Raw genomic sequence first — 7,251 nt, forward strand, 5'->3', positions numbered from 1 at the left:
GCTGCCAGGGGCACTGACCGGCGCCTACGCCCCGGCGGGAGACGGCGGGACCAGGACGAGCTTGCCGAGGTGCCGCTTCGTCAGGAACTCCTCCTGGGCGCGGGCCATGTCCCGGAGGGGGTAGGTGCGGGAGACGACCGGCCGTATCTCGCCGCGTTCGACGTAGCCGACGAGGTTCTCGAAGACGGCGTCCTCCTGGAAGGTGCAGCCGACGAGCGTGAGGTCCCTGAGGTACACGTCACGCAGGTCGATCTCGGCGGTCGGCCCGCCGATGGCGCCCGCGACGGCGTAGCGCCCGCCGGGGCGCAGGACGTCGAGCAGGCGCGGCACCCGCGGGCCGCCGACGAGGTCGAGGACCACGTCGACGCGGGCCCGGTCGAGGGTCCGGTCGGCGCCCTGCGCTCGGACGCCGACGGCCTTCGCGGCGGACGTCACCGCGACGACGCTCGCGCCCCGGCGCCGGGCGAGCTGCACGGCCGCGAGCTCCTCGTCGCTCCAGTCTCTGCGCACGGCGTACGTCTCCCGGGCCGGGGCGACCACGTACTGCGCGAATCCCCCGTCGCACTCGCTGCCCAGCGTCCAGCACTCGAAGGGGCGGTGGCCGACGGGCGTGCCCAACATGGTCCGCACGAGGACGCGCTCCCCGATCCGTCCGGACGCCACGCCCTCGCCGACGGCGGCGATCCGGCCGCAGACGCCGGCTCCCTGGATGCGGGGGAAGGTGAGGGGCGTGCCGGACCAGGTGGCGTTGTCTGCACGGTGTTCCTCTGTTCCTGTGTTGCGCCGGGCGCGCTGCGGACGGCCCGTCAAGACCCCCGTGGCTCTGCCCCGCCCGGGCGTCCTAGCCGCGCTCCCCTCCCTCGATCCGGTACCCGACCCCCGGCACGGTCACGATCAGCCAGGGTTCCCCGAGCCGCTTGCGCAGGGCCGAGACCGTGATGCGTACGGCGTTGGTGAAGGGGTCCGCGTTCTCGTCCCACGCGCGTTCCAGGAGTTCCTCGGCGCTGACGACGCCGCCCTCGGCGGCGACGAGGACGTCCAGGACGGCGAACTGTTTCCTGGTGAGCGCGACGTACCGGCCGTCCCGGTAGACCTCCCGGCGGAAGGGGTCCAGCCGTAGGCCCGCGATCTCCCGTACCGGGGGTCTGTGGTGTGCGCGCCGGCGGTCCAACGCCCGCAGGCGCATGACCAGTTCCCTCAGGTCGAACGGTTTCGTCAGGTAGTCGTCCGCGCCGAGTTCGAACCCGGACGCCTTGTCGTCGAGGCGGTCGGCCGCGGTCAGCATGAGGATCGGCGTGCCGCTGCCGGAGGCGACGATGTGCGCGGCGACCTCGTCGCCGGACGGGCCGGGGATGTCGCGGTCGAGTACGGCGATGTCGTACGCGTTGACGCCGAGGAGTTCCAGCGCGGTGTGGCCGTCGCCGGCGATGTCGGCCGCGATCGCCTCCAGCCGCAGGCCGTCACGGATGGCTTCCGCCAGGTAGGGCTCGTCCTCGACGATCAAGACACGCATGGGGTCCAGGCTAGGGGGCCGTACCTATCGCCGGCGTATCGAAAACCGGATACGCGGCGGCAACCGGGCGCTGTCTTCACTGGCGGTATGAAACAAAGCTCAGCATTGGGGCGGGCCGGCGCCCTGCCCCTCGTATCCGCCGTGGCCGTGCACCGCACAGGACCGCGTACATGACCAGGGTGTCCCCGGACGTACGCCGGCCCGGCCAAGGCCCCGGGGAATCAGCGGTGAGCAGGGTGGATACGGCGGTGAGGGAGCCGGACGCTCCGGAGGGAACCCGGCGTCCGCGCCTGCGCGGCACCGGCCCGTGGAAGCGTGGCCCGGTGCCGGCCGTGCTGGCCCTCGTCCTCGGCCTCGTCATGGCGGCGCACGCGTGGATCACCGACGCCGGTGGTCTCGGCTCCCTCGTGGAGACGTTCCTGCCCTGGTCCGGCCTGTTCGTCCCGGTGCTGCTCGGCGTCGCGCTGTGGCGCCGGTCCGCCTCGGCGGTGGTCGCGGTGCTGCTGCCCGCCGTGGTGTGGGTCGGCCTGTTCGGCGGCCTCCTCCTCGACAAGTCGCGCCCCGGCGGCGACCTCACCCTCGTCAGCCACAACGTCGGCGCCGACAACCCCGACCCCGCCGGAACCGCCCGCGCGCTCGCCGCTTCCGGTGCGGACGTGCTGGCGCTGGAGGAGATCACCGATCAGGCCAGGGGCACGTACGAGAGGGTGCTCGCGGCGGACTACCCCTACCACTCCGTCCAGGGGACGGTGGGGGTGTGGAGCAAGCTGCGGCTGTCGGACACACGGCTGGTCGACACGGCTCAGGACGTCGGCCCGCTGGGTGCCGCGAAGTCAGCCGAGTCGAAGTTCGTCGCCAACCGGGCCCTGCGGACGACGGTGGCCACGGCCCGTGGACCACTCGCGGTGTACGTCGCCCACCTGGGCTCCGTACGGGTCACCCCCCGCACGGGCTTCTGGACGGAATCCCGCAACCGCAACGCCCAGGCCCTCGCCGAGGCCCTCGCCGCCGAACCCAACCAGCGGGTGATCCTCCTCGGCGACCTCAACGGCACCTCCGACGACCGCGCGCTCGACGGTCTCACCTCCCGGCTGCGCTCGGCGCAGGAGGTGGCCGGGGACGGGTTCGGCTTCACGTGGCCGGCCGCGTTCCCCGTCGCCCGGATCGACCAGATCCTGACCCGGGGCGTGGAGGCGAGGAGTTCATGGGTACTGCCGGAGACCGGCAGCGACCATCTGCCGGTGGCGGCCCGGATCGACTGGTAGCCACCCGGCCGCCCCTCCCCAGGACGGGGGATGTCACCGGCGTCGGTGACACCCCCCTCAAGACCGCCCGGCTCAGCGCACTGTCACGTTGAACACGGGCGATGCCGTGGTGCCGTTCACCATGCGCAGGTCGTTCTTGCCCTTCAGGCCGAGCTTGACGCGCAGCGCGTACGAACCGCTGCCGGCGACCGGCGTGGACGCGGGCAGGGTGACCCACTTGCCGTGCTGCTTCTGCTGGAGGGTCACCTTGGCGCCCGCCTTGAGGCCCGTGGCCGTCCCCGTGACCCGGAACTCCTGCCAGGCGCGGACCGAAGTGACGGACGGCTTCGCGGTGATGGTGGCCGGGGCCTTCTGGACGGCGGCGTGGTGTGCGGCGGGCGCGGCCGGGGCCGCCATCGCCGTACCCGTGAGGGCGAGGGAGGCGATGCCGAGGGTGCCGACGAGAGCCGTGCGGAGAGCGTGACGCTTCGAGAAGATCACCGATCAGTCCCTTTCTGTGACGAGGAGGGCGGTTCGCGCTGAAGGTTCGGTAAGTGGTGATGGCGCGGTCACCGGAGATGACGGTGCTGCCTCGTCGCGGGTGCATCGGGGTTTGTCCCTGTTCTGCAACAACGCGCTTTGCCTGGATATACCCGCCTGTGACGGTTTCGGGACAGTGACCGGTGAGGGCGTCGGGTACGTGTACGGCGCAACGGCCCGCACGCCACCGTACGAGGAGCCCGTCATGACGCTGACCCGCAAGCTGGTCACCGCAGCCGCCACCGCCCTGCTGACCGCCGCCACCATCGGTGCCGCCCAGGCCGCGCCCCGCACCGCCGCCGCCCCGTCGGCCTGCCGGCCCGCGAACCACCTGGCGACGATCGCCCAGGACCAGTCCAGCGCCGGCCACATCCACTTCCGCGTCACCCTGACCGCTGCGCGCGGCTACGCGCCCTGCACCCTCGCGGGCTCCCCCACCGACGTCCGCTTCTCCTTCCACGGCACGCCCCTCGCGATCACCGCGGGCCGCTACGGCGACCAGACCGGCGCCGTCACCTTCGGCCCCGGCCGCCCCGTCCACTTCGACATCCAGGTCCCGAACATGGGCGCCACGGTCCCGGCGGACGAGGCGTCGTTCACCCTCCGGACGCCGGGCGGCGGCACCATCCCGGGCACGTCCTTCGCGGACGGCACGTTCCGGGTCGCGACCGGCACGCTCATCGGTCCGGTGCTGTCCGGCTCCTGAGCCTGCGGCGGCGCCGCGGATGCCGCCCAGATCGAGGTTCGCGGCACTGCGTACGGCGGTCCTCGCCGTCCCCGGCGACGGCTGGCACCTGCCGACGCCCTGCGAGGGCTGGACCGTCACGCAGGTCTTCCAGCACGCCGTGGGCGACCCGGCCGGAGCGGACCCGGCGGCGGTTCTGGAGGACGCCCTGTCCCGCGCGGCGAAGGCATGGGCGGGAGCCGACCGGGACGCCACCGAACTGCCCGTACCGCTGCGCCCGCGCGGCGCGTACGTCACGGCCCTGGCCCCCACCCCGGGCGACGACGAGGTGGCCGTTCTCCTGCGCTACCTCGGCCGCGACCCGCGCTGGAGCGCCGCGTAGAAGCAATCTCGTGCGGATGCGGGGTTTATCAGGGCGGCAACCGCTCTCCTCTATCCCTCTCGCGCCGTCCCGGATACCGGGGCGGCGCGTTCGTCTTCCCTCTGTTCGGAATGCGTCTGGAATGCGTTAACGAAACCCCTCCCGGAAAGCCGGAACTCGCGACAGTCGGGTAAACCAGGGCAAAAGCGAGGGTCTAACTAGGGAAATCCGTAGTGTCGGCGCACGGTCGGGGCCAGGCGATCCGCGATGTCACCCGGACTGCGGGCGCGCGGGCATATTCACGCCGATTACTTCCGTCTCGGTGCCGCACACAAAACGTTTCGGAGGGTGTCTCGGTCCATCCGTACTGTGCGCCGTCTTGGCCGTGTGCTTGCATGACCGAGCCGTTATCAACGGAGGGACGATCCATGTTGAGTACGTCCAGCGGCCAGACGCCGCAATCGAGTTCCCGTCCGCCGGAAGCCGAAACGACGATCCGGACCCGGGTCGAGGTTCCGGTCCGGCGGTCCGACGGATCCTGGCGGACCGCGCAGATGATCAGTTTCACCGGGCTCGCGGACGGCCGGGAACACATCGCCGTGGTGTTCCCGTCGGAGAGTGCCGCGCCGCTCGTACGCGTGCATTCGGAATGCCTCACGGGCGACGTGTTCGGTTCCGCGCGCTGCGACTGCGGACCGCAGCTCTCGGAAGGTGTGGACCAGTTCGCGGAGCAGGGCGGAATCCTGCTGTATCTGCGTCAGGAAGGCCGCGGCATCGGGCTGTACAACAAACTCGACGCCTACCGTCTCCAGGACCAGGGCCTGGACACGTTCGCGGCGAACCGGGAGCTGAACTTCTCGGACGACATGCGGGACTACCGGGTGGCCGCGCAGATGCTGGACGCCCTCGGGGTGTCGAGGATCCGGCTGCGCACCAACAACCCGGACAAGGTGAAGCAGTTGGAGGGGTACGGCATCACGGTGGAGGAGGTCATCCCCACCGGTATCCACCTCAACGAGAACAACGAGCGCTATCTGCGGGTCAAGGCCGAGTGGAGCGGGCACACCATCGAGTTCGCGGGAGATTCCAAATGATCCAGCACCGTGGTCCCATCAGCGGAATCGCCGCGTGGGGTGACGAGTACGTGGCCACGGCCGGGTACGACAACCAGGTCATCTGCTGGGACCAGCGCACGGGCCGCGCGGTGTCCCGCTCGTTCCACGACCACCTGGCCAACCAGTGCCAGTTCGCACCGGACGGACGGCACCTGCTGACCTCGTCCAGCGACTACACGGCGCGCCTGTGGACCGTGCCGGATCTCCGGCTGGTCGCGGTCCTCGGGGACCAGGAGGACGACGTCGAGATGTCGGTCTTCCACCCGTCGAAGGAACTGGTGGCGACCGCGTCGCGGGACCACCGGGTGCGGGTGTACGACTTCGGCGGCCGGCTCCTGCACCGTTTCGAGGGGCACACCGCGGACGTCATCTCGGTCGAATGGGCGCGCGGCGCCGACGAGTTGATCTCCTCCAGCGACGACGGCACGATCAAGCGCTGGTCACTGGAGACCGGCGGGATGACCGACGACCTGGACATGGACGGGGTGGAGACGGACACCATCGCCATCTCCTCCTCGGGGACGATCTTCGCGGGCAACGACGAGGGGCAGATCATCGTCGTCGCGGACGGCGCGACGGTCACGGTGCCCGCGCACGACGCGGGGATCAAGCGCCTCGTCCTCGATGACACGCGTCACCTGCTGGTGAGTCTGTCGTACGACCGCACGATGCGGCTGTGGGACGTGGCGTCCGGCTCCCCCGAGGCCCTGGACACGGCCGACCTGCCGCCGGACGTGTGGCCCCGCTCCTGCGCCTTCGCGGGCGGCACCCGCCTGGTGTTCGCCACGTTCGGGGCGACGTACCGCGGCTACGACTACCAGGCGCGGGCCTGGGACACGGCGGCGGTCGCGGCGACCGGGGGCGTCAACGCGGTCCTGCCGGAGCTCGGCGGCTCGACGCTGACCGTCGGCGACGCGGGCATCGTGCGCCGCGACGGCGAGCCGGTCGCGGAGACCGGGAGCCTGTGCAACTTCCTCACCCCGCTGGGTCCGCTGGTCCTGTCGGGCGGTCAGCTCGGCAAGGTCTTCGACGCCCTGACGGGCCGTGAGCTGTACCAGCACCGCTCCCCGCTGAACTGCGGCGTCGCCTTCGAGCGCGACGGCGAGCAGTACGCGGTGATCGGCGCCTACACCGGTGAGGGCCTGCTGCTGAAGCTGACCGGCGACAGCGCCGAGCACGTGCGGGACCTGGAGCTGAACGTCAACGCGGTCAAGGACGTCGCGGTCTCCGGCGACTTCCTGTTCTCGGTGGCCGCCGACGCCTCCGCGACCTGGTACCGGCTGAGCACCCTGGAGAAGGTCGCCACCGTCGAGGACGCCCACGACAAGATCGCCAACGGCTGCACCGGCCTCGCCGACGGCTGGTTCGCCAGCATCAGCCGCGACCTGAAGCTGCGGATCTGGAGCCCCGAGCGGACCGCCGAGGTCGTCGACACCCCGCACACCCACTCCGTGAAGTGCGTCGCCGCCGACACCGACGGCCGGCTGATCGCGACCGGCAGCTACGACGGCCACATCGCCGTCTACGACCGGGCCGACGGCCGCTGGACCGTCGTCGACCGCCCGACCACCTCGGGCATCTCCTCCCTCGCCTACGACGCGGGCCGCAAGCTCTTCGTCGCGGGTTCGTACGACGGTCAGGTCTACACGGTCGCCGGCTGACCCTCCCGCGGGACCGGGGCCGTGCCGCGCCTCCCGCCGCCTCGCCCCTTCCGCGCCACCTCTTGAGCGACGCGCCCCACAGCGACGCGCCACACCTGTGCGCACGGCCCCCTCCCGCACCCGGCCCCCACC

8 protein-coding genes are annotated in these 7,251 nt (G+C 71.5%); 5 read left to right on the top strand and 3 right to left on the bottom strand.

What is annotated here, in order from left to right:
- Positions 1–24 precede the first annotated feature (24 nt).
- Complete coding sequence (locus AOK24_RS35695; protein WP_055724124.1) at positions 25–810, bottom strand: zinc-binding dehydrogenase; 786 nt, start codon at positions 808–810, stop codon at positions 25–27.
- Positions 811–841: 31 nt separating this feature from the next.
- Positions 842–1,513: a response regulator transcription factor gene (locus tag AOK24_RS35700; protein WP_055724125.1), complete on the bottom strand. Its 672-nt coding sequence runs from the start codon at positions 1,511–1,513 to the stop codon at positions 842–844.
- Positions 1,514–1,740: 227 nt separating this feature from the next.
- Between AOK24_RS35700 and AOK24_RS35705 the strand changes: the two genes are divergently transcribed.
- Positions 1,741–2,778, top strand: a complete 1,038-nt coding sequence (locus AOK24_RS35705; RefSeq protein ID WP_420876717.1) for an endonuclease/exonuclease/phosphatase family protein — start codon at positions 1,741–1,743, stop codon at positions 2,776–2,778.
- Positions 2,779–2,850: 72 nt separating this feature from the next.
- Here the strand turns inward: AOK24_RS35705 and AOK24_RS35710 are convergent, their stop codons facing one another.
- Positions 2,851–3,258: a hypothetical protein gene (locus tag AOK24_RS35710; protein WP_055724127.1), complete on the bottom strand. Its 408-nt coding sequence runs from the start codon at positions 3,256–3,258 to the stop codon at positions 2,851–2,853.
- A 244-nt stretch (positions 3,259–3,502) separates the two neighbouring features.
- On the opposite strand from AOK24_RS35710, the gene AOK24_RS35715 reads away from it, so the two are divergent.
- From AOK24_RS35715 to AOK24_RS35730, 4 genes are all read left to right on the top strand, one after another.
- Positions 3,503–4,003 (top strand): DUF4232 domain-containing protein, encoded by a 501-nt coding sequence (locus tag AOK24_RS35715; RefSeq protein WP_055724130.1) that lies wholly within the window; start codon positions 3,503–3,505, stop codon positions 4,001–4,003.
- A 19-nt stretch (positions 4,004–4,022) separates the two neighbouring features.
- Positions 4,023–4,364, top strand: a complete 342-nt coding sequence (locus AOK24_RS35720; RefSeq protein ID WP_055724128.1) for a maleylpyruvate isomerase N-terminal domain-containing protein — start codon at positions 4,023–4,025, stop codon at positions 4,362–4,364.
- 533 nt (positions 4,365–4,897) lie between these two features.
- A complete protein-coding gene (locus AOK24_RS35725; protein ID WP_478078779.1) occupies positions 4,898–5,437 on the top strand; it encodes a GTP cyclohydrolase II in 540 nt (179 codons plus the stop codon).
- Positions 5,434–7,119, top strand: coding sequence for a WD40 repeat domain-containing protein (locus AOK24_RS35730; protein WP_055724129.1), 1,686 nt, complete (start codon positions 5,434–5,436; stop codon positions 7,117–7,119). Before AOK24_RS35725 ends, AOK24_RS35730 begins: the two co-directional genes overlap by 4 nt.
- The last annotated feature ends 132 nt before the right edge of the window (positions 7,120–7,251 follow it).

The sequence above is a fragment of the Streptomyces niveiscabiei genome, from assembly GCF_001419795.1.
Taxonomy (GTDB): domain Bacteria; phylum Actinomycetota; class Actinomycetes; order Streptomycetales; family Streptomycetaceae; genus Streptomyces; species Streptomyces niveiscabiei.

Bases quoted from the DNA above. Each gene is read 5' to 3' on its own strand.
- AOK24_RS35700 (WP_055724125.1), bottom strand. From the start codon at position 1,513: ATGCGTGTCTTGATCGTCGAGGACGAGCCCTACCTGGCGGAAGCCATC.
- AOK24_RS35715 (WP_055724130.1), top strand. From the start codon at position 3,503: ATGACGCTGACCCGCAAGCTGGTCACCGCAGCCGCCACCGCCCTGCTG.
- AOK24_RS35720 (WP_055724128.1), top strand. From the start codon at position 4,023: ATGCCGCCCAGATCGAGGTTCGCGGCACTGCGTACGGCGGTCCTCGCC.
- AOK24_RS35725 (WP_478078779.1), top strand. From the start codon at position 4,898: ATGATCAGTTTCACCGGGCTCGCGGACGGCCGGGAACACATCGCCGTG.
- AOK24_RS35730 (WP_055724129.1), top strand. From the start codon at position 5,434: ATGATCCAGCACCGTGGTCCCATCAGCGGAATCGCCGCGTGGGGTGAC.